This window comes from Flavobacteriaceae bacterium GSB9, from assembly GCA_022749295.1.
GTDB lineage: Bacteria > Bacteroidota > Bacteroidia > Flavobacteriales > Flavobacteriaceae > Flavisericum.
On the sequence record CP062007.1, the window covers coordinates 1,493,281 to 1,516,567 of the forward strand.

The following is a 23,287-nucleotide window of genomic DNA, read 5'->3' on the forward strand; positions in this document are numbered from 1 at the left end:
TATCAATACAAAAGAATGCATATGGAAATAGAATCGAATAAACCTCTACAATTGATACCAATCCTCTTTTGCTGTTGCGCCCAATCTCACTCATTTTCAACTTTGACCAAGGTTGACAACACAACAATGAAGTCTTACAATCAATTTAGCCACAAACACACTGGACATTAGCTTGTTACAAATATTTTTCGTAACTTATAATGTTATTCCCAATACTCCCTTTGTTATGAAAACAGTACCTAAACACCGTTTTATTTATTTGCTCTTAATTATTTTTATGCACTGCTCTACCGTAGGCGCACAAACTAAAGATAGTTTTATTGAACTAGAAGGACGCATCATAGATGAAGAAACCAACAAACCTCTAGTTTTTGTCGATGTAGTTTTAAACAATTCTAACATAAGTACTATTACAAACAGCGACGGAGAATTTTTATTAAAAGTGCCAAAACCTTTTATAAACGAAAATATAACCATTACACATTTGGGTTATAAAGCGAAAGAAATTAAGATTTCTTCAATTGCCAATGACCAAAGAATAGCGTTAACCCCAGCACCAACAACATTAAACGAGATTAATATTATTGCTTCGTCGAAAAATGCACGCGAACTGGTTGAAGAGACCTTAAGAAAGAAAAGCACAATTTATAACAATAATAACACACTTATGACGGCATTTTACAGGGAGACCATAAAAAAACGCAGACGTAATGCTTCACTTTCAGAAGCTGTTATAAAAATCCATAAACAGCCTTACAACAACTACCGGAACGACCACATTGAACTGGTTAAAGCAAGAAAAAACACCGATTACAGTAGACTGGACACCTTAGCCTTAAAACTTCAAGGCGGACCGTTCAGTAATCTTTACACAGATATTATTAAATATCCTGAATTCATTTTTACAGAAGAAAACATGCCGCTTTATGAATTTAGCTACGGAAATTCTACCACAATAAACAACAAGCTTATTTTCGTTGTTAATTTTAAACAGAAGAAGCAGATTAAACAACCGCTTTACTATGGTCAACTCTTTATCGACGCCAACACCTTAGCCCTAACCAGCGCTGTTTACAGCCTAAATGTTTCAAATAAAGAACTCTCCAGTAGAATGTTTGTTCGCAAAAAACCCAGAAAGGTTCAGGTACATCCCAAAGAGGCCAACTATAGGGTAAATTACCGAATAAAAGATGGTAAATGGTACTATGCCTACAGCAATATATCATTAACATTTAAAGTTAATTGGAAAGGCAAGTTGTTCAATAATGTATATTCCTTAAACAGTGAAATGGCCATAACAGACTGGGAAATTAAAGACACCAAATTGGCCAAAGTGCGCCATCAATTAATACGGCCAACTACCATTTTAACCGAAAAAGCCTCGGGTTTTTCAGACCCAAGGTTTTGGGGCGCCTATAATATTATTGAACCCGAAAAATCCATAGAATCGGCTATCAAAAAGATTCAAAGACAACTTAAAAAAACGTAAAACAAAGTCATTTTTTTTAAATTATTTACCCGATTTTCATTAAATTTAAACTTAAATTTTTTGAAAATTGGTTGATTTTCTTTTAACTAGCGATGCCATTATGGCCTTGCTAACACTTACTTTTTTAGAGATTATTTTGGGTATAGACAATATTGTTTTTATATCTATTGCAGCCAATAAACTTCCCGAAAAGCAACAATCTAAAGCTACTAAAATAGGTTTGGTACTAGCTATGGTACAACGCATTATTTTATTGTTTTTTGTTAGCTTTTTAGTTGGGCTTAAAGCCCCCTTTTACACCCTTGACCTCTCATGGTTACATATCGCCATTAGCTGGCAAGCCATTATACTTTTTTCGGGAGGACTTTTTTTAATTTATAAAAGCACCTCTGAGATACATGAAAAAGTAGAAATGCCCAATCATGATGAGAAAAGTATAAAACAAAAAAAACTGAACACCTTATCTCAAGCTCTCGTTCAAATACTTATTATCGACTTTATTTTTTCCATAGATTCTATACTAACCGCTGTAGGTATGACCAACGGACTACACCCAAATCACAATTACACGCTGGTTTTAATGATTATTGCGGTAGTAATCTCAATTATAATAATGATTGGTTTTGCCAACCCGATTCGAGAATTTATTAAGAATCACCCAAGTATGCAGATTTTGGGCCTAGCTTTTTTAATCTTAATTGGTTTTATGCTCATTACCGAGGCCGCTCACCTATCGCACACCAAATTATTTGGAAACGAAGTTGGCGCCATACCAAAAGGCTATCTGTACTTTGCTATTGCCTTTTCGTTATTTGTTGAATTTTTAAACTTCAGAATTAACAAAAAGTCTGGTACATCAAAAGAATCAAAATAAAGTGGTTTGACCTTCACCATCGTCTTTTGACGAACCTTTATCTTTATCATCAGAAGTTTTTTCTTGCTTCGGACCATTAGAAACATTTGACGACACATCGGTTTCATCAACAACCTCCAAATCGTCGGCATGCACTTCCTCTGGAGCTTCATAAGGCAACGGATCCAATAAGTTTATTTGGTTGACCTTATCTTTAGTAAGCTGGTTTCCTTGAGCAGATATCCCTTTAATATCAATAAACTCTTCTAAATTAACTTCTAAATTATCTTTTCGGTCTTTACCACGTTCTTTTGCGAAAATAACTTCTGCCATAGGTTTCCAATCTGTTGAAACAATTTCCAACTGGGAATTGGGATGCTCTGAAATAAAAGACTCTTCTTTGCCCTCCTGCTCAATTAAAAAACGCTTAACATAGTACAACTCTTTTTCTCCGTTGTAGTAAATCGCTGAAATTGGCTTTTTAGGTACCCACTTCTCCAAGACAATCATATCATCATCAAAATGCATGGTAACCTCTGGCGTAACCGTTTTTACAATTCCAGACTGACTTATAATCAACAACTTGTCTTCGCCTCTAAATTCTCCTATGAGCTCTCCTCTGCCATCAAGATTTAAACGTTGTACGGTATCATCAAACCAAATTTTACGTGGTTTTAAGGTTGAAATACCCTTCTCTTTGAGCTCTACGCGTTTAACTGAGTATTTGGTAACCAAATTTCCTTTTGATGCACGGCCTTTAATTAATATATCGGCAAAGTCCATATCCCATTTCAGTTTTTTGATACTACCTGCCTGACGCAACAAAATGGTTACTACCTCAGCCTCCCCATTGGGGTTAGCAGAAAAATACAACACTATAGAGCCTTTGTTGCCATTAGTTAAATCGTATTCCCTGTCTCGAGTCATACTGGTTACCGCAAAACGCTTTATGTAGGAAGGCCCTTTTTTGCCATCGCGGTAAATCATGTTGTAAATGGTGCGCTTATCTTTCTTTTTAAACACCGCGACATGAATGATGTCTTTACCTATAAAAGTTTTAGAATCGACCTTGGTCACCATCATTTTACCTTCTCTGGTAAAAACAATTATATCGTCAATATCGCTACAATCGCAAACATACTCATCTCGACGCAATGAAGTACCTATAAAACCTTCAGCTCGGTTTACATAAAGCTTGGTATTTCTAATCACCACTTTTGTGGCATCAACGTCATCGAAAATGCGAATTTCAGTTTTTCGTTCGCGCCCTTTACCGTACTCTTTTTTCAACCTTTCGAAATAAGAAATAGCATAGTCTATAAGATGAGCCAAGTGATGCTTTATTTCGGCTATTTGAGCTTCTAAAGCTTCGATTTTTTGTTGCGCCTTGTCAATGTCGAATTTAGAGATTCGTTTAATTCTTATTTCAGTTAAGCGTACAATATCTTCCTCTGTAACCGGACGTTTCAAATGTTTTGTGTGCGGCTTGAGCCCTTTATCAATGGCACTTATAACACCTTCCCATGTTTCTTCCTCTTCAATATCACGATAAATCCGGTTTTCAATAAAAATACGCTCTAAAGAAGCAAAATGCCATTGCTCTTCAAATTCGCCCAGCTTGATTTCGAGTTCTTGTTTTAATAATTGAACCGTATTATCGGTGCTGCGACGAAGCATTTCAGAAACCCCAATAAAAAGCGGTTTGTTATCTTCAATCACGCAACCCAAAGGCGAAATGGAGCTCTCGCAACTGGTAAAGGCATAAAGGGCATCAATCGTTTTATCGGGCGACAACCCTGAAGGCAGGTGCACCAATATTTCAACCTCGGCAGCCGTGTTGTCTTCAATTTTTTTGACCTTTATCTTTCCTTTATCGTTGGCCTTTAAAATAGAATCTATTAACGACGATGTGGTCGTACCATAAGGCAACTCTGTAATTACCAAAGTATTTTTATCGAGCTGTGAAATTTTGGCACGGACACGCACTTTACCTCCACGCTCACCGTCATTGTAGTTTGAAAAATCGGCGATACCTGCCGTTGGAAAATCGGGTAATAGTTTAAAGCGTTTTCCTTGTAAATGTTTGATAGAAGCCTCTATGAGTTCTATAAAATTGTGCGGCAATATTTTAGTTGAAAGCCCTACTGCAATACCCTCTCCGCCTTGCGCCAATAATAACGGAAACATAACCGGTAAATTTACCGGCTCTTTACGTCTACCATCATAACTGGCCTGCCACTCGGTTATTTTAGGATTATAAACAACATCCAACGCGAATTTAGAAAGTCGTGCTTCAATATAACGAGAGGCCGCCGCACTATCTCCGGTAAGAATGTTACCCCAGTTACCTTGCGTATCAATAAGTAAGTCTTTCTGCCCTATTTGCACCATGGCATCTGCAATACTGGCATCGCCATGTGGATGGTACTGCATGGTGTGCCCCACAATGTTAGCTACTTTGTTGTAACGCCCATCGTCGAGGTCTTTCATAGAATGCATAATACGACGCTGAACGGGTTTAAAACCGTCCTCGATGGCTGGCACAGCACGTTCTAAAATAACGTATGAGGCATAATCCAAAAACCAATCTTTGTACATGCCCGTAACTCGGGTTATGGTTTCTTGGGGCTCACCTTCATTTTTAATTAAATCGTCGTCGTTTTCTTCTTCTATCATTAAAAACTATTGTCTTTGTTTGGGCGAACCGCTTAGTGTTACTTTACCTTTTTTTTGCAATCTGTGTACTTGTTCACTACTCGTTCGATTACGTAAATAGTCGTAAGAGCGTTTTTTTCGGTTTTTATTGTATAACATGATTATCTTATTTTTAAATCTAGTCTATTCCTCTATTAAATCGAGTTCAACTTTAAGATTGTCTATTATAAATTCCTGTCTTGATGGTGTATTTTTACCCATGTAAAACGACAACAATTCGTCTATTGACATCCCGTCATCTAACATTACAGGGTCTAAGCGGATATCATCACCTATAAAATGTTTGAACTCATCGGGTGAAATCTCACCAAGCCCTTTAAATCGTGTTATTTCTGGCTTAGGTTTTAGTTTTTCTATGGCTGCAATACGCTCATCTTCGGTGTAGCAATAAATGGTTTCCTTTTTATTTCTTACCCGGAAGAGCGGCGTTTGCAAAATATACAAGTGCCCTTCTTTTATAACTTCTGGAAAAAACTGCAAAAAGAACGTAATTAGCAATAAACGTATGTGCATACCATCAACATCGGCATCGGTAGCAATTACCACGTTATTATAGCGCAAATCCTCCAAAGATTCTTCGATGTTTAAAGCCGCTTGGAGCAGGTTGAACTCTTCGTTTTCGTAAACGATTTTTTTACTCAATCCGTAACAGTTAAGTGGTTTGCCCTTTAAACTGAACACCGCCTGAGTGTTTACATCCCGCGATTTTGTAATACTTCCTGAAGCCGAATCACCCTCTGTTATAAACAACGTTGTTTCAAGGTTTCTGTCGTTTTTGGTATCACCAAAATGCACCCGACAATCGCGCAATTTTTTATTGTGAAGGCTAGCCTTTTTTGCCCTATCTCTAGCTAATTTTCGAATACCCGAAAGCTCTTTACGCTCCCGCTCAGCCTGTAAAATTTTACGCTGAATTTTTTCGGCCGTATCTGGGTTTTTATGTAAATAATTATCGAGATTGGTTTTTACAAAATCGTTAATGTAAGTTCGAACCGTTGGATAATCGCCCCCCATATCGGTCGAGCCTAATTTGGTTTTAGTCTGGCTTTCAAAAACAGGCTCCATTACCTTTAAGGCAATTGCACTTACCACCGATTTACGAACGTCGGAAGCATCATAATTCTTACCATAAAATTCACGAACGGTTTTAACCAAAGCCTCCCTGAACGCATTTAAGTGGGTACCACCCTGTGTTGTATTCTGTCCATTCACAAAAGAATGATACTCTTCGCTATATTGCGTTTTACTATGGGTTATAGCAACTTCAATGTCATCTCCTCTTAGATGGATGATGGGATACAATAAATCTGACTCATTAATGTTTTCATTCAACAAATCTTTTAAACCGTTTTCACTGAAATATTTTTCGCCATTAAAAACGATAGTTAAACCTGGATTAAGATACACGTAATTTTTGAGCATCTTAACCACATACTCACTTCTGTATTTATAATTTTTGAAGATGGTGTCGTCGGGAACAAAAGACACTTTAGTACCTTTTCTGCGCGTGGTATCTTCTAAATTTTCCTGGTCGGTCAATTCGCCCAGTGCAAACTCAGCCGAAGCCGATTTCCCATCACGATTAGACTCTACCCTAAAATAAGTTGAAAGCGCATTAACAGCCTTAGTACCCACACCATTCAATCCTACCGACTTTTTAAAGGCTTTGGAGTCGTACTTTCCGCCAGTATTCATTTTTGAAACCACATCAACCACCTTTCCTAAAGGAATACCACGACCGTAATCACGAACAATTACTTTATTGCCTTGAATAGAAATTTCAATAGTCTTTCCGGCCCCCATCACAAACTCGTCGATAGAGTTGTCTAAAACCTCTTTTAATAGGATGTAAATACCATCGTCTGGCGAGCTACCATCACCCAATTTACCAATATACATTCCTGGACGCATACGGATGTGCTCTTTCCAGTCTAACGAGCGTATATTATCTTCGGTATATTTGGTTTGTTCTGCCATTTATCTATAAAAGTGAAAATTGGTGAGGGGTTGCTAATATAATATAACCATTTAAAAAAAGAAAAAGGCGCAATACAAAATAATTAACAATATACCCCGATTATGTTGAGAACCTCAACTTATGCCACCTATTTCTTTTTAACAGACACCAAAAGTATACCAATAATAACCACTAAAGCACCAAACCACTGTATAACCGTAAAGCGTTCGTCAAGAAAAATAGCGGCCAATATTATAGTTGAAATAGGGCCAAAACCAGCAATTACAGCAAAATTTGATGAATTGATTCGGTTAATGGCTTCAGATACCAAATATGACGGAATAACCGTTGCAAAAATGGCGATTAAAAACCCTAATACATAAACCTCAAAAGGATAATTTAAAATATTAATTTTTGAGACCAATCCGTAATGCACAAACACGCACACACAAGACACCAACATGGCATAGGTTGTAAACTTAACCACTCCAAGTTTTGGAATTAACCAACCGCTGCCCACCAAATAGGAAGCATAGGTTACTGCACAGAGTAAAATTAAAAACCCACCAATAAAGGCATCGCTTCCTGTGGCGACGGCCTCGCCCCAAAACGTTATAACAATTCCTAAATAACTCAACCCTATAGCAATAATTTGAATTTTGGTTATCGGCTTCTTTAAAAAAAGCTTGTTAAAAATCAAGACCATTGTGGGATACAAAAACAAAATAATACGTTCTAAACTGGCTTTTATGTATTCCAAGCCCACAAAGTCGAAGTAACTGGATAAATAGTAACCTAAAAAACCAAAAAAGAACACCCAAGCATAATCTCTTGAAGTGTTTTGACCAACATTCTTTTTCCTAATATTAATGGCCACTACTAAATAAAAAGGAAACGAAAACAACATACGAAGCAGTAAAACACTAAGCGCATCAACGTTATATTGATAGGCCAATTTTACCATTACTGCTTTTGAAGAAAATAGCACGATGCCCAAAATACCGAGCAATATGCCGTAAATGAATGATTTTGTTGATTTCATTCTACTAAAATACCCAACGTCTTTTGTTATTTTTTCAGAAACAGCTTTTAAATACAATGTTCAAAAACTTGTTAAAGTATTTATTTTATTGCATTAAGCTGAAGCACATACCGTAACAAAAAAAAAGACCTGTCAGGTTATTAAAACCCAACAGGCCTAATTATATTTAACTGTTTTATTTAAACGTTGAAAAGGAAGTGCATAACATCGCCATCCTTTACTATATAGTTTTTGCCCTCAACACGCATTTTCCCTGCTTCTTTCACTTTGGCTTCACTACCGTAATTTACATAATCGTCGTAACCAATAACTTCGGCTCTAATGAACCCTTTTTCAAAATCGGTATGAATTACACCGGCAGCTTGAGGAGCGGTGGCGCCTACATCTACGGTCCAAGCACGAACTTCTTTCACACCAGCGGTAAAATAGGTTTGCTGATTCAACAATTTATAAGCCCCCCTAATTAATTTAGCCGATCCCGGTTCTTCCAGTCCAATATCCTGAAGAAACATTTGACGCTCTTCGTAATCATCCAATTCATTAATGTCAGCCTCAGTACCTACAGCCAAAACCAAAACTTCTGCATTTTCATCCTTAACAGCTTCTTTAACTTTTTCAACATAGGCATTCCCAGAAACGGCACTGCCTTCATCTACATTACAAACGTACATAACCGGTTTATCCGTAATAAATTGGTTTGGTTTAACAAAATCGGCATAATCGTCATCAGAAAACTCTAATGCCCTTACCGATGTTCCGGCTTCCAAGCCCGCTTTTATTTTTAAAAGCACAGCTTCTTCTTTTTGAGCCTCTTTATTTCCTGTTTTCGCAGCACGTTTAACTTTATCTAGCTTCTTCTCGGCAGTTTCCAAGTCTTTTAACTGCAATTCCATGTCAATAGTTTCTTTATCGCGAATGGGATTTACATTCCCATCAACATGCACCACATTATCGTTGTCGAAACAACGGAGCACATGTAAAATAGCATCGGTTTCGCGAATATTAGCCAAAAACTGGTTGCCCAACCCTTCACCTTTACTGGCACCTTTTACCAAACCGGCAATATCAACAATCTCTACAGTAGCCGGCAAAACACGCTCTGGCTTAACCAAGGCTTCTAATTTCTCTAAACGTGGATCTGGCACATTTACAACACCTATATTAGGCTCTATAGTACAGAACGGAAAATTGGCACTTTGCGCCTTGGCGTTCGATAAACAGTTGAACAACGTTGACTTCCCTACGTTTGGCAATCCTACAATACCTGCTTTCATTTTTTGGATAAATTGATTTTGTTAAAAGAATCGTCTTTTGGTTTTTGCGAGTGCAAATGTAGTTAATTCTGTGGTTATTTTTCTAAACATTATTAAGCTTTAATCGTTTGATAGATATAGCCCTATTTTAAAGTCTAGCATTTTTTTAAACAAATGTGAAGCGCAATAGTATCAACAGCCATAATTTTAATCCACACCATAAGTTACACGCAAAATATTAACGTTAGGTTAATTTCAAATTAAACCCTTTTCTAGAAATAGTAACATTGTAAAGCCTTAGGAAGAAATGAAAGCGTTTGAGGGGGGAAAGTGATTTTGGAGTTGCGCTTATCTTTTAGGATATGCGTTGTTTTTAATGACTCATATCAGTCGATGAGAATAGTTAGATTTTTCTTACTAGAAAATCAATACATATTAACTTAATTTATGCACTATATAAGACTTCTACTGCGCTCAGTCTGACAAAAGCCCAGTTATAAATTAAAACTGCCCATTATAAATTTCCAAAATCATTTCGGTGGCAGTTCTGGCAGATTCGCCCGTAACCAGACAATCTTCTCCTGTTTTAATGGCGTTTACAAAATCGTTTAATATGGTTTCGTGATTGGCAGTATCGGCAACAGCCGCGGTAGCTGCGCCCGTATGTGTATTTTCATTTTCGGTTTGGGCTGTAGGGTTTTCAACACCTTCAATATCCCAATGGGTAATCACATCATTTTCTAGAATAAGATAGCCCTTACTGGTATAAATCTCCATTTTAGCCGGAAAGCCAGGCTTTGTGGCCGTCGATGCTGTTATAGTTGCAATCATCCCCAAATCGTGAACACAAATAGCCGCACCATGGTCTTCAACTTCAATATCGTGCACAAAAGTCCCTAACTGACTTACCAATTTTTGTGGTTTTCCAAAAAACCAACAATAGAGGTCTATATAATGTGATGCTTGCTGAATAAACGGACCACCACCATCAATACCGAAAGTTCCTCTATAGGGTGAGGAATTATAATAAGCATCATCACGGTAATTTTTAACCGATAAATCGACTGAAAAAATACGTCCTAACTCCCCTGAATCAATTAACTTTTTTACCGCAGGGTTATCCGAACTGTAACGCCGTTGATAGGCTACCCCTAACCTAACGTTGTTTTCGCGGCAAGCTGCAATCATTTTATCTATAGATTCTAAAGTAATATCTATTGGCTTTTCACACAAAACATGCTTACCTAAATTAGCTGCTTCGATAGCACTAAAGTGGTGCAATCCATTGGGTGTGCAAATGATTACGGCATCGAAATCAATATTAATTTCAGAAATCGATTTAAAAAAAGGAAGGTCTGCTAATGCCTCTGGTTTTTTATCCTTTCTGGAAACAACACCACCCACTTCGGCACCAACAATTTTATTCACCGCTGCCATATAAGTGCTTGCAATATTGCCACCACCTACAATAACGAACTTTATGTTTTTTTTCATTGGTTTAGCTTTAAAATTTAATGGCGTTAAAACTGCCATCTTGCCTCTAAAATAAAAGAATTTCTTGAAATGAACTACCCCCTAAGCAAAGCCATAGGGGTATTTCGCTCGTTTCATTTTGACCATTTAGGTCAAAAACCGAAATTCTGTTATTTAGATTCCCGATTTCTCGGGAATGACAATTTCAAAGGAAACCCCGACGCAGAGGGTCGAGGAATTCTTTTCGATTAAAATTTTTATTGGAGTTTTGCTCGACTATTGACAAACACAAACAAATGCCCACTTTCAAAATTAATGGTTACTTCTTCAGCAATGCCTTCATTCCTTGTTCCAATCCGTTTTCCAAAGGTTAATTGTTCATTATTAAGCACATATTTTAAGCCCTTGGTTATTATGCCCTCTACTTTTGGAAAAGGCACTAAAGACACGATTTTTCCATTACAGTTTTTAATTTTAGTAGTGTTATTGGCTAAAAAATAATAGCCATAATTATCGAAAAACATCAAGTTCAAGTTGGCTTTCCATTTAATAGCCGTACTTAAATTTCCCAAAAAATGATCCTGTTCATTACCACTAGCACCATACACATCAATGTTTACAAAACCTTTATCGAATAAAATCCTTAACATCTTCTCAAAATCGGTGTAATCTTGGTCGGGCGTCGTAATGGTTTCAATATTAGAAGGGAGCGTTTCCAAAGCATCGAAATCACCACTTATAAAATCGGGAACCACCTTGTTTTCTGCTAAAAACCGATAAGCTCCATCTGTAGCACAAACCAAATCGTAACCCGATAAATCTGGAAGTTGATTTGGGCGCTCGCCATCGATTAAAAGAAATACTTTTTTTGAGTTCATTTAAGGAATAATTGTTACTAAAATAAAAATCCCAAGCCAAAAAGCTCAGGATTTTATTTATAATTAGTTATTGTTTATCAATTTACCCATCTGGATGCATAAATTTTTGCTTAGCCAAAAGCTCTTCTTCGGTTTCTTCGTGGTCTTCATCAGGCACACAACAATCAACTGGGCAAACTGCCGCACATTGCGGTTCGTCGTGGAACCCTTTACATTCTGTACACTTATCTGGAACGATATAGTAAATCTCGTCGCTTACTGGTTCTTGCGCCTCATCGGCGTCAACCTCTGTTCCGTTAGTAAGTACAACCTTGCCTTCTAAACTGGTTCCGTCCTTATAGCGCCAATCGTCTGCGCCTTCATATATTGCAGTGTTTGGGCACTCTGGTTCGCAAGCACCACAATTTATACATTCGTCTGTTATTATAATTGCCATAGCGTTTTTTTCTTTCTAACTTTGCAATCGCAAAAATAAAGCCAAAACCATTCATAACCAAATTTAAGGATGCAATTACAGAAAAGAATTACCGCATTTGTAAAATTAGGAGATTTTTTAAGGCAATTTTCTAAAAGTGACATTCAAAAAGCGGATAATATTGAACATAATGATATTTTCTTTGATGGCTTTAAACATCAATTGAAATTAGCCGAGGAACACAATGGCTGGTTTACGCCAGAGAATGTGCATTTTGCTATTAAGGGCTGGGCAGAATCGTTGACCAAAGACAACTTAAAAAAATGGTTGAAGCCTTACAATTTTGAAAGTATTTCGCCTAAACAAGTTGCCATAATTATGGCCGGAAATATTCCTTTGGTTGGGTTTCACGACTTTTTATCGGTTTTGATTAGCGGACATGATGTATTGGTAAAACAGTCTTCCAACGACAAACATTTACTGCCTTATTTAGCAAAATATTTAGAACTTGTGGAGCCACTTTTTAAAGGAAAAATACGCTTTACGGACAAAAAAGTGGAAGGTTTTGATGCTGTAATCGCTACGGGAAGCAATAATACTGCCCGATATTTTGAATATTATTTTAAGGGCAAACCTTCAATTATAAGAAACAACCGAAATTCGGTAGCTGTTTTAACAGGAAATGAAACCGAAGACGACTTAAAAAACCTTTCGGAAGATATTTTTAGGTACTACGGTCTGGGCTGCCGGAACGTTTCAAAACTCTTTGTTCCAAAAAACTACCAATTCACCAATTTTTTTGAGGCCATTTACCACTGGCACCCCATAATTGAAAAAGCTAAATATGCCAATAACTACGATTACAATAAGGCGGTATATTTAATGAGCGAATTTGATATGCTGGAAAACGGTTTCTTTATGATAAAGGAAGATAAAAGCTATGCCTCACCAATCGCTACCTTATTCTACGAGCATTATGATAGCACAGACAATTTAAAAGAAAAACTTACTGCTGAAAAAGAGCAAATTCAGTGTATTGTTTCCAAAGGATTTATTGAAAATGAAATCCCTTTTGGACACACCCAAAAACCACAACTTTGGGATTATGCGGATGATGTAGATTCCATTGAATTTTTGTTAGCAATTTCTTGAAAAAAATATGGAATTTATACTATATAATCCCTAATTAATTAGCAACTTTGCATCTTAATTTTTACTACACATAATGAAAAAACATAACTTTAGCGCAGGACCAAGTATTTTACCACAAGAAGTATTGTTAAAGGCTTCTCAAGCTGTAATGGATTATAACAATTCTGGTTTGTCATTAATCGAAATATCACACAGAAGTAAAGATTTTGTTGATATTATGGAAAATGCACGAGCTTTAGTTTTAGAATTGCTAGGCTTAGAAGGCAAAGGCTACAAAGCTTTATTTTTACAGGGTGGTGCCAGCACACAATTTTTAATGGTGGCCTTAAACTTATTAGAAAAAAGAGCAGGCTATTTAAATTCTGGTTCTTGGGCAGCAAAAGCGATAAAAGAAGCTAAAATATACGACGATATTTACGAAGTAGGCTCTTCAAAAGATGCCAATTATAACTACATTCCTAAAGGTTATGAAATTCCTGAGGATTACGATTATTTCCATTGCACCTCAAACAACACCATTTTTGGTACGCAAATGAAAAGTTTTCCACAAACCAATATCCCGATGGTTTGTGATATGAGTAGCGATATTTTTTCTCGCTCTTTAGATTTTTCACAATTCGGATTAATCTACGCAGGAGCACAAAAAAACATGGGCCCAGCTGGGACAACCTTAGTAGTAGTCAAAGAAGATATTTTAGGTAAAGTATCTCGTAAAATCCCTTCAATGATGGATTACAAAGTTCACATTGACAAAGGCAGTATGTTTAATACGCCTCCTGTATTCCCAATATACACCTCTATGTTAACTCTAGAGTGGTTAAAAGCCCTAGGAGGCATAGAAGCTATTGAAAAAGAAAACGAAAAGAAAGCACGTTTAATGTATTCTGAAATAGACTTAAACCCTTTATTCAAGGGATTTGCTGTTAAAGAAGACCGCTCAAACATGAACGCCACTTTCAACCTTACAAACGACAACTTAAAAGACACCTTTGAAACCATGCTAAAAGAAGCTGGAATTAGTGGTGTAAACGGTCACCGAAGTGTTGGAGGGTACAGAGCGTCCATGTACAACGCCATGTCTATCGACAGCGTAAAAGTGTTGGTAGAAGTTATGAGCGAATTAGAAAGTAAAGCATAAACCAATCAGCTTTTTTATTTCCATAATATTGGAAATCCAATTAAAGCCAACTATAAATTATAAAATTTCAATGAAAGTATTAGCAAACGACGGTATTTCTCAAAGCGGAATTGAAGCTTTAGAAAAAGGCGGTTATGAGGTTATCACCACAACCGTAGCCCAAGAACAATTAATAAACTACATTAACGAAAACGACATTGCCGTTTTATTGGTACGTAGTGCAACCACCGTACGTAAAGACTTAATTGACGCTTGTCCAGGATTAAAAATTATTGGTCGTGGCGGTGTTGGAATGGATAATATTGATGTTGAATATGCCCGCGAGAAAGGCTTACACGTAATTAATACACCTGCGGCATCTTCGCACTCTGTAGCCGAATTGGTATTTGGTCATTTTTATGGCTTGGCGCGTTTTTTACACAACGCCAACCGAGAAATGCCACTTGAGGGCGACAGCAACTTTAAAGGCCTAAAAAAGGCGTACGCTAAAGGAACTGAATTAAAAGGAAAAACTTTAGGTGTTCTTGGTTTTGGCCGAATTGGTCAAGCTACTGCTAAAGTAGCATTAGGTGCTGGAATGAAAGTTGTAGCCTTTGATCCTTTTTTAGAAAAAGCTAATTTAGAATTAGAGTTCTTTGACGGGCAAAAAGTAAACTTCAACATCGAAACCATCTCTAAAGAAGAGGTTTTAAAACAATCAGATTTCATTACATTACACGTACCTGCTCAAAAAGATTATGTGATTGACGAAGCTGAATTCAATATGATGAAAGACGGCGTTATTTTGGCAAATGCAGCACGTGGCGGCGTAATCAACGAAGTTGCTTTAGTAAAAGCTATTGAAAGCGGAAAAGTAGCTAGAGCAGCATTAGATGTTTTTGAAAAAGAACCAAAACCAGAAATGCAATTGTTAATGAACCCAGCTTTATCTCTTACACCGCACACTGGAGCGGCAACCAATGAAGCACAAGATAGAATTGGAGTAGAATTAGCGTCTCAAATTATTGATATCCTTGGGTAAAACCACATAGCCTTTCAACGGTTTTTTATCATAAATGTGACGAAAATGTTATAAATGAGTCCTAACTTTAGATGTTAGGACTTTTTTTGTACATTAAACATCCTATATTTTAACATAATAAAAACACATAACATGTCTGGAATTTTAGATTTATTAAACAGCGACCTAGGAAAAACCATCGTTAACGGTGTGGCAGGACAAACCAATCAGCCTCAAAATAAAACACAAGATGTATTGACGATGGCCTTGCCTGTTTTAATGCAGGCCATGAAACGTAATGCTTCTACGCCTCAAGGAGCCGAAGGCCTAATGAGTGCCTTAAACAGCAAGCATGACGGTAGTATTTTAGATAACTTAGGCGGATTATTTAGTGGTGGCGTTGACGATAATGTAATGAACGATGGAAGCAAAATTCTTGGACACGTTTTAGGAAACAAACAACCCAGAGTAGAGCAAGCTTTAGGTGCTAAAGCCGGTATGGATTCTGGGTCTGTAGCACAAATACTAAAAGTAGCCGCACCTATTTTAATGGGAGTTTTGGGTAAGGAAACCAGGCAAAACAACGTGAGCAGTCAAAGTGGCATTGAAGGTTTCCTCGGTGGATTAATACAAGGAAACTCCCCAAAACAAGAGCAAAGTTTCTTAGAATCTATTCTTGATGCCGACGGCGATGGCAGCGTAGTTGATGATGTAGCCGGTATGGTTTTGGGCGGTAACAAAAAGAAAGGTGGCCTTGGCGGCCTGTTAGGCGGGCTTTTTGGAGGAAATAAATAAGTTGTTTTAAATTTTATAAACAAAAGGCGTTAAGTAATCACTTAGCGCTTTTTTGTTAAAAACCCTTAAAACCAACACCTTAAAGTATAGTTTTCGTAAATTTATTTGGTGTACTAAATATTCACTAAACGAAAACAGTAGTTCACTCATTTTAGCTATAAAAGCAAATTTATCCGCTTTACTTTTGAAGAAATCACTATAACTAAAAAAACTTATGAAAAAGCTAATTTACATATTATTCCTTTCGGTAATTGTATTGAATTGCAATACCTCAAAGCAAACTACCCAAGCCAACAAAGATGAACGTTTAGAGAGCTTAAAAAAGAACGACACCGTTGTAATTTCAAGTGACGAAACGGAATATGAAATTATCATCATCGAACCCGGATTTAATTTTTGGTTAGCTAGCCAAGCACGGCCAGAAGGCTTTTATACACAAACTTTTTTAGAAAACCGCAACTATCAATATGTGCTTGAGTGGAACAACCGGGTGCTTCAACCACAACGTTACAATCCTAATTTATATGAAATGCAAATTGATTACCAACAGGGCATCGACTACGGCTACGAGGTTAACTACAAGCTATACAATTACTTCATTTATTTCCAGTTAACCTATAAACAAAGATTAGGCCCTTGGGTTCCCCGTATTTAAAATCCTTTTCATTATTTTTGTATTCAAACTGCATATTTTGGAAAAATTAAAAGCACGTTGGAACATAGAACATAATTGGCAAATCGCTGTTATTTTACTTGTATTTGCCATAACAGGTTCTACGGCTTCCTTTATTGGCAAACCTATTTTAAGTTTTTTGAATATCTCAACCGAGAGTTTAGGTGTTTTTGGCTATTGGGCTATTCGAATAGTTTTATTATTCATCATGTACCAATTTTTATTGGTGTGCTTTGGTTGGCTTTTTGGACAACATAAATTCTTTTGGAATTTCGAAAAAAAGATGCTTTGCAGAATTGGCTTAAAACGTTTTGTCGATTAATTGAGTGAACTAAAAAAGCATATCATTTTTAGAGTATTTGCGCTTTTACTCGTAACCATTTTAATGTTACCGGCTGCGATTAAAGCCGTGCATATATTCGAACACCACAATCATAAAGTTTGTCTTGGCGATACATCTACGCATATTCACCAAGTGGATTTAGATTGTGAATTCCAGAAATTTCAATTGAACCAAAACTTTACAATATTTCAAGAACATATTGACATTTACTCACCACAAGAAACACCTTTAAAAACTGTTTCTCAATATTTCTTTATAAGCGAATATCAGCGCTTACCCTTTTCTCTTAGAGGCCCTCCTGCCTTAATTTAATAGTAATGAAGCCGAAGTAAACTTCGACAAAAACACATGATCTCTAATAACAATTATGCTTATTGAGTCCTTTAAACTATTGAAACCTCTTTTCTATAGAGGATTCATCACTATTATTAAATTTAAATACCTATATGAAATTAATCATAAAGGCATTGCTGTTTTTAGCAATCGCCAATCTATACGGCCAAAACACAATACAAGGCACTATAAAAGATACCGAAAACAATAATCCTTTGGTCTTTGTAAACGTTTATATTTCGGATCTTGAAAAGGGAACCACCACCAACGACGATGGTTTTTTTACAATAGATAACCTACCGTCTGGCAACCATAATTTGGTCGTTTCAATTATGGGATATGAAACAAAATCCCTTAAAATAAGCCTACCACTAACACACGAGCTAAACATTGACTTAACACCGTCTGCGATTGAAATGGAAAGTGTTATCATATCTACCCCGTTCCATAAACTACAGAGCGAAAACGTTATGAAAGTAGAACAAAAATCGGTTGAAGATTTACAGGCTAGCGGCGCTACCACTTTAGCCGAAGGCATCACCAATATTGCAGGTGTTGAAAGTGTTACTACGGGTTTAGGTATTGGTAAACCAGTTATTCGCGGGTTGAGTTCTAACCGAGTTTTGGTCTATACCCAAGGCGTTCGATTAGAAAACCAACAATACGGCGATGAGCACGGATTGGGCGTGAGCGCGTCGGGTATTGAAAGTGTTGAGGTCATCAAAGGACCGGCATCACTGCTTTATGGTAGCGATGCTCTGGGCGGTGTTTTGTATTTAAACCCAGAGCGTTTTGCCAGTAACAATTCTACTGCTGCAGATATGAGCACCAACTATTTTAGCAATACGGAGGGCCTTAGTACGAATGCTGGCTATAAAGCTTCTGAGGGCACATTTAAATTCTTATTTAGAGGAAGCTTTACGGAACATGCCGATTATAATACAAAAGACTACAGAGTAACAAATACCCGCTTTAAGGAACAAGATTTTAAGGCTGGTATGGGTTACCAGATTAGCAGTTTTAAAACCGAATTGCGCTATAACCTCAACCACTCAAAATTAGGAATACCCGAAGAGACTGGCGAGCAGTCCTTACTTAAAAGTCCGCTTCTGCCCTATCAAGATATCAACAACCACGTATTCAGTTCAAAATCCACCTTCTTTTTTAACAATTCAAAATTAGATGTTAATCTAGGTTATATTTATAACGATAGAAAAGAGTTTGAAGACCATCACCATCATGAAGAAGAACATGACGAAGCTGAGCATGAGGAAGAAAATCACAACCTTGAAGAGGATGAAGGACATGAAGAAGAATTGGAAGCCGCACTGCACATGAAGCTAGCAACAGCCAACTACGATGTTAGATACCATTTACCGGAGTTGGGCAAGTTTGAAACTATTGTTGGTGTTCAGGGTATGCACCAAACCAATTCGAACTACGGTGAAGAGCAATTAATTCCGGATGCCACGACTAATGATTTTGGAGTATTAGCTACCTCGCACATCCATTTTAAAAAAGCCGATGTGCAAATGGGAGCACGGTTTGACAACCGCAGGATAGATGTAGTTAACGGGATCAACAAAAACTTCAACAGCTTCAATGGTGCTTTAGGACTTAAAACCAATATTTTCAACAACATCACGGCACGAATTAATTTAGCCACTGGTTTTAGAGCGCCTAATTTATCGGAATTGACTTCTGATGGTTCGCACGAAGGCACAAACCGATACGAAATTGGAAATTCAGACTTAAAAAGCGAACAAAACTTTCAAACCGATGTGGCCTTAGAATACAAAAATGAGCACATCGAAATTTTTGCCAACGTGTTTTACAACGTGATTAGCAACTACATCTTTTTGTCGCCCAACGGAGCATTTATAGATGAAGACCCTGTATTTTTATATCTGCAGGATAATGCCAAATTGTACGGTGGGGAATTCGGATTCCACCTACACCCGCACCCATTAGATTGGCTACATTTTGAAAGTAGTTTTGAAACTGTAACCGGAAAACAAGATACGGGCAACACGTACTTACCCCTAATCCCAGCCAACCAATTGAGCAATGTTGTTCGGGTTGAATTCAACAACGATTGGTTTAAAAAAGGCTATGCCTTTGTGAAATTAAAAACAGCCTTCGAACAAAATAACATTAGTGCTTTTGAAACACCTACAGACGGTTACAGCCTGTTGAGTGCTGGAATTGGAGGAAGCGCCATGCTATTTAAAAACGAACTCAATATCAAACTTTCGGGTAACAACCTTACCAACAAAACCTATATTAATCACCTATCGCGATTAAAACCCGATAGCATTTTTAACATGGGCAGAAACTTAACTATTGGTGTTACCTATCACTTATAATATTTAAAAGTGGCTGTTTAAAATCAAAAGGCTATCACGAGAAATTTATATCTTAAGGTCTCACAACAACCTATAGCATGGGTTTTTAAAGATTAATTCAACTTACCTCTCTTATGCAACAATCAATTAACTGAGGATGACCATTTTTTAAACAGTCCCTTTTTACATTTGTTTAACATTCAAAACGCTCACATAAAAAGACTTGCTTTAACTGCGATACATTTTTGTTTAATTTTTTATTATATTTGTTAAACAACCAAGTAAAGCTATGCAGCTAAAAAATTTACAAAATATACCTGTTGACCCATTTGGAGCAATCATTGGTTCGCTTCTTATAATATTTTGGTTTACCAGTCTTTACGTTTTGTTGAAATGGCCTGTAAACTATTCCAATCCCGTTTTATATTTAGCGGTATTTTTTCAAACGCATTTGTACACCGGTTTATTTATAACGGCTCATGATGCCATGCATGGTTCGATTTCAAAAAACCGAACGGTTAATAATCTATTAGGCTGGGTAACTTCACTTTTGTTTGCATTCAATTTTTACGATCGGTTATTGGTTAAGCACCACGAGCACCATAAGTTTGTTGCCACAGATAAAGACCCCGATTATCACGAATCCGGTAAATTTTGGTTGTGGTATTGGAGCTTTATTAAACGTTATATAACTTTCAAACAACTCCTTCTTATTACCATTACTTTGCAGTTGTTAAGATTGGCTTTCCCTCTTGAAAATTTAATTCTCTTTTGGGTGGTGCCTAGTATTTTATCTACGTTTCAATTGTTTTATTTTGGCACATATATTCCGCATAAAGATGGGCACAAACACAACAACAAGCACAAATCAACAACCCAGAAAAAAAACCATCTCTGGGCTTTTGTGAGCTGCTATTTTTTTGGCTATCACTACGAGCACCACGATGCGCCAGGTGTTCCTTGGTGGCGTTTATGGCAAATGAAATAGTAGAATTTTTAAGTGTTTATCAATATGTATTTGTTACACAACCCAAGTTACTTCAGTTTGACTTTGTAAAAAATTTCGACTATATTCGTTTAACAGTCGATATAGACCATTATAAAAGTCCATCTCTTAAAGTTGGCTGTAATTTAACAAAATATGAAAATTCTTATTTTACTATTAATTTTTAGCATTTCAATTACTTATTCCCAAACAGCGGAATATGGAAAATTGACTCATAAATCCGAATATGAAATTTATCTAACAAAAACTGGAGATACATTAAAAGTTGGAGATACTTTGACTATTGGTATTCCTTTATCCGATTTAGGATTCACATACATTTCTCAAGGTGGACAAAGAGTTTCAAATACATTATCGGACAAAAAAGTTGTTGTTGACAAGCTGAAAACATACGGAACCAAAAAAAGTGGATATAAAATTTATGCACAATTTAAAGGTTATGGATTACTTCCTGTGTTAATTGATTATGACACAGCTCTAGAACTCGGCGAAATCAAAAATCCGAAAATAAAACTAACTAAAGAACAAGCGATTGCTAAATTAAAAGAAGCGAAAGAATTATTAGATTTAGGAGTTATACCGCAAGCAGAATATGACAAATTAAAATCTGAATTAACACCGTTAATCCTGAATTAAAAAAACTATGCACAACACAGTATATAAAAAATTGCTGGTTTCAGCTAAACTAAAGTTAGTTGCTCGTTTGCTAGCTTCTGATTTTCCTTCGGAAAATCCTCGCACACAAACACGCAACTTTTCATATACAAACCATTAAACGAACAAAATTTTCAAAATATCCAATAAATAAAATACAAATAACAAAAAAGCCTTTCAAACTTCAATGAAAGGCTTTTTAATCTCTTTAGAATGTATCGACTATCTGGAATAATTAGGCGATTCGTTGGTAATCGCCACGTCGTGTGGATGACTTTCATGAATACCACTTGAAGTAATTTTAACGAACTGTCCAGACTCCTTAAGTGTTTCAATGTCTTTGGCGCCACAGTATCCCATTCCTGCCCGTAAGCCACCTATGAACTGATGGATACTTTCAAATAACTCGCCTTTGTAAGGTACACGGCCCACAATGCCTTCCGGTACCAATTTTTTTATGTCGTCTTCAACATCTTGGAAATAACGGTCTTTACTGCCTTCTTTCATTGCTTCAACCGATCCCATGCCACGGTAAGACTTGAATTTTCGTCCTTCGTAAATAATGGTTTCCCCCGGCGATTCTTTTGTACCAGCCAATAACGATCCTAACATTACGGTATCGGCTCCTGCTGCAATAGCTTTTGGAATATCGCCCGTATAACGGATACCACCATCTGCAATTACCGGAACACCCGAACCTTTGATGGCTGCCGACACTTCCAATACGGCAGAAAACTGAGGAAACCCAACTCCGGCCACCACACGTGTAGTACAAATAGATCCCGGACCAATTCCTACTTTTACGGCATCGGCACCCGCTTCAACCAAATATTTGGCTGCAGCGGCTGTAGCTATATTTCCAACAATAACTTCTAATTCTGGGAACTTAGCTTTCACTTCTTTTAGCACACTTACCACGCCTTTGGTGTGTCCGTGTGCCGTATCGATAACCACAGCATCAACACCCGCATTTACCAAGGCTTCTGCACGTTCAACGGCATCGGCAGTAACACCAAGTGCCGCTGCAACACGTAAACGCCCATATTCATCTTTATTGGCATTTGGCTTTTGACTGACTTTAGTGATGTCCCTAAAGGTAATTAAACCTGAAAGCTTATAGTTGTCGTCTACAATAAGTAGCTTTTCAATTTTATGCTCCTGAAGTATAATCTCTGCATCTCTCAACGAGGTTCCTATTGGTGCTGTAACCAAATTTTCACTGGTCATAACCTCTGCAATAGGTTTTTTGTTTTTGTGTTCAAAACGCAAATCACGATTGGTTACGATACCTTTTAGCATACCTTTTTCATCAACAATAGGAATACCACCAATACTGTGTTCTGCCATAGAGGCTTTAGCATCGCGTACCGTAGCGGTTAAAGGCAAGGTAACTGGGTCGATAATCATACCACTTTCGGCACGTTTAACACGTCTAACCTTAAGGGCTTGTTGCTCGATAGTCATGTTTTTATGCAAAACACCAATGCCACCCTCCTGAGCCATAGCAATAGCCATTTTACTCTCGGTAACCGTATCCATTGCCGCCGAAATAATTGGCACATTAATGGTAATGTTGCGTGTAAATTTTGATTGGATATTAACTTCTCTCGGAAGTACTTCAGAGAATGCTGGAACTAAAAGAACGTCGTCGTAAGTTAGCCCCTCTCCTAGTATTTTGTTTTGATGTGCAGTCATGATGCAATTACGATTATAATTGCGTGCAAATATACAATATAAAAATGATTAATTATGTTAATTTAATATTCATATATT

General features: G+C 37.0%; 20 protein-coding genes. 12 read left to right on the forward strand and 8 right to left on the reverse strand.

Annotated elements, in window-relative coordinates:
• Window positions 1–226: 226 nt before the first annotated feature.
• Both GSB9_01286 and GSB9_01287 read left to right on the forward strand, forming a co-directional pair.
• The gene (locus GSB9_01286) at window positions 227–1,489 is read left to right on the forward strand and encodes a carboxypeptidase-like regulatory domain-containing protein (GenBank protein ID UKM64729.1); all 1,263 of its coding nucleotides are present in this window, start codon (window positions 227–229) and stop codon (window positions 1,487–1,489) included.
• Window positions 1,490–1,556: 67 nt separating this feature from the next.
• Window positions 1,557–2,363, forward strand: coding sequence for a TerC family protein (locus GSB9_01287; GenBank protein ID UKM64730.1), 807 nt, complete (start codon window positions 1,557–1,559; stop codon window positions 2,361–2,363).
• On the opposite strand, the gene GSB9_01288 is transcribed toward GSB9_01287, so the two are convergent.
• From GSB9_01288 to GSB9_01296, 7 genes are all read right to left on the reverse strand, one after another.
• The gene (locus GSB9_01288) at window positions 2,355–5,018 is read right to left on the reverse strand and encodes a DNA gyrase/topoisomerase IV subunit A (GenBank protein UKM64731.1); all 2,664 of its coding nucleotides are present in this window, start codon (window positions 5,016–5,018) and stop codon (window positions 2,355–2,357) included. The genes GSB9_01287 and GSB9_01288 overlap by 9 nt on opposite strands.
• A 162-nt stretch (window positions 5,019–5,180) precedes the next feature.
• Window positions 5,181–7,034: a type IIA DNA topoisomerase subunit B gene (locus GSB9_01290; protein ID UKM64733.1), complete on the reverse strand. Its 1,854-nt coding sequence runs from the start codon at window positions 7,032–7,034 to the stop codon at window positions 5,181–5,183.
• A 128-nt stretch (window positions 7,035–7,162) separates the two neighbouring features.
• Window positions 7,163–8,056, reverse strand: coding sequence for a DMT family transporter (locus GSB9_01291; GenBank protein ID UKM64734.2), 894 nt, complete (start codon window positions 8,054–8,056; stop codon window positions 7,163–7,165).
• A gap of 179 nt (window positions 8,057–8,235) precedes the next feature.
• Window positions 8,236–9,330: a redox-regulated ATPase YchF gene (gene ychF, locus GSB9_01292; protein UKM64735.1), complete on the reverse strand. Its 1,095-nt coding sequence runs from the start codon at window positions 9,328–9,330 to the stop codon at window positions 8,236–8,238.
• 480 nt (window positions 9,331–9,810) lie between these two features.
• Entirely contained in the window at window positions 9,811–10,803 is a 993-nt protein-coding gene (locus GSB9_01293) for a Gfo/Idh/MocA family oxidoreductase (protein ID UKM64736.1), read from the reverse strand.
• Between the two features lie 236 nt (window positions 10,804–11,039).
• Window positions 11,040–11,660 (reverse strand): thiamine diphosphokinase, encoded by a 621-nt coding sequence (locus GSB9_01295; GenBank protein ID UKM64738.1) that lies wholly within the window; start codon window positions 11,658–11,660, stop codon window positions 11,040–11,042.
• Between the two features lie 82 nt (window positions 11,661–11,742).
• Window positions 11,743–12,096 (reverse strand): 4Fe-4S dicluster domain-containing protein, encoded by a 354-nt coding sequence (locus GSB9_01296; GenBank protein UKM64739.1) that lies wholly within the window; start codon window positions 12,094–12,096, stop codon window positions 11,743–11,745.
• Between the two features lie 69 nt (window positions 12,097–12,165).
• Here GSB9_01296 and GSB9_01297 point away from each other — a divergent pair, with 69 nt between their 5' ends.
• From GSB9_01297 to GSB9_01305, 10 genes are all read left to right on the forward strand, one after another.
• Entirely contained in the window at window positions 12,166–13,227 is a 1,062-nt protein-coding gene (locus GSB9_01297; GenBank protein ID UKM64740.1) for an acyl-CoA reductase, read from the forward strand.
• A gap of 73 nt (window positions 13,228–13,300) precedes the next feature.
• Complete coding sequence (gene serC / locus GSB9_01298) at window positions 13,301–14,365, forward strand: 3-phosphoserine/phosphohydroxythreonine transaminase (GenBank protein ID UKM64741.1); 1,065 nt, start codon at window positions 13,301–13,303, stop codon at window positions 14,363–14,365.
• Between the two features lie 70 nt (window positions 14,366–14,435).
• On the forward strand, window positions 14,436–15,386 hold the full coding sequence (locus GSB9_01299; GenBank protein UKM64742.1) for a D-2-hydroxyacid dehydrogenase: 951 nt from the start codon (window positions 14,436–14,438) through the stop codon (window positions 15,384–15,386).
• A 132-nt stretch (window positions 15,387–15,518) separates the two neighbouring features.
• A complete protein-coding gene (locus GSB9_01300) occupies window positions 15,519–16,160 on the forward strand; it encodes a DUF937 domain-containing protein (protein UKM64743.1) in 642 nt (213 codons plus the stop codon).
• A gap of 214 nt (window positions 16,161–16,374) precedes the next feature.
• Entirely contained in the window at window positions 16,375–16,815 is a 441-nt protein-coding gene (locus tag GSB9_01301) for a DUF6146 family protein (protein ID UKM64744.1), read from the forward strand.
• Between the two features lie 37 nt (window positions 16,816–16,852).
• A complete protein-coding gene (locus GSB9_03275; GenBank protein ID UOR30060.1) occupies window positions 16,853–17,155 on the forward strand; it encodes a diacylglyceryl transferase in 303 nt (100 codons plus the stop codon).
• The gene (locus tag GSB9_01302) at window positions 17,156–17,488 is read left to right on the forward strand and encodes a hypothetical protein (protein ID UKM64745.2); all 333 of its coding nucleotides are present in this window, start codon (window positions 17,156–17,158) and stop codon (window positions 17,486–17,488) included.
• A 134-nt stretch (window positions 17,489–17,622) separates the two neighbouring features.
• The gene (locus tag GSB9_01303) at window positions 17,623–19,875 is read left to right on the forward strand and encodes a TonB-dependent receptor (protein UKM64746.1); all 2,253 of its coding nucleotides are present in this window, start codon (window positions 17,623–17,625) and stop codon (window positions 19,873–19,875) included.
• A gap of 268 nt (window positions 19,876–20,143) precedes the next feature.
• Complete coding sequence (locus tag GSB9_01304; protein UKM64747.1) at window positions 20,144–20,842, forward strand: fatty acid desaturase; 699 nt, start codon at window positions 20,144–20,146, stop codon at window positions 20,840–20,842.
• Between the two features lie 153 nt (window positions 20,843–20,995).
• Window positions 20,996–21,496 carry a hypothetical protein gene (locus tag GSB9_01305; GenBank protein UKM64748.1) on the forward strand — a complete coding sequence of 167 codons (501 nt, stop codon included), beginning with the start codon at window positions 20,996–20,998 and terminating at the stop codon, window positions 21,494–21,496.
• 240 nt (window positions 21,497–21,736) lie between these two features.
• Here GSB9_01305 and guaB read toward each other — a convergent pair whose 3' ends face one another.
• A complete protein-coding gene (gene guaB, locus GSB9_01307; GenBank protein UKM64750.1) occupies window positions 21,737–23,209 on the reverse strand; it encodes an IMP dehydrogenase in 1,473 nt (490 codons plus the stop codon).
• Window positions 23,210–23,287 lie beyond the last annotated feature (78 nt).